This is a genomic window from Paenibacillus tyrphae (assembly GCF_027925525.1).
GTDB classification, from domain to species: domain Bacteria; phylum Bacillota; class Bacilli; order Paenibacillales; family NBRC-103111; genus Paenibacillus_G; species Paenibacillus_G tyrfis_B.
The window spans coordinates 1-227 of the sequence record NZ_BSDJ01000129.1; the positions used below are offsets into that span (position 1 = coordinate 1).

The 227-nt window shown below is 50.2% G+C and carries 1 protein-coding gene; it reads right to left on the reverse strand.

What is annotated here, in order from left to right:
- Positions 1-203 (reverse strand): GBS Bsp-like repeat-containing protein (locus QMG93_RS35180; protein WP_281944546.1); only part of this gene is annotated, 203 nt, incomplete at its 3' end.
- Between the last annotated feature and the right edge of the window lie 24 nt (positions 204-227).

A 227-nucleotide genomic window follows, 5' to 3' on the forward strand; every position in this document is an offset into this window, starting at 1 on the left:
AAAGGGATTGTTGCTCTCCAAGTTCCGTTTGCCTGCTTTTGGCCCTCCACATGCTTGATATCGTCTTGTCCATTCGCTTCCGTCCACGTCGGGAACGTCACTCGCTGTACTTGATCGCTAACGCCTTCAAGAACCACCTCATAAAAACCGGCTTTGAACCCTACTTTTTCCGGAGCCCGTAAGGACGTAGTTTCTTTGACCATCGTCTTCGCCCCGCCAAAAAACTT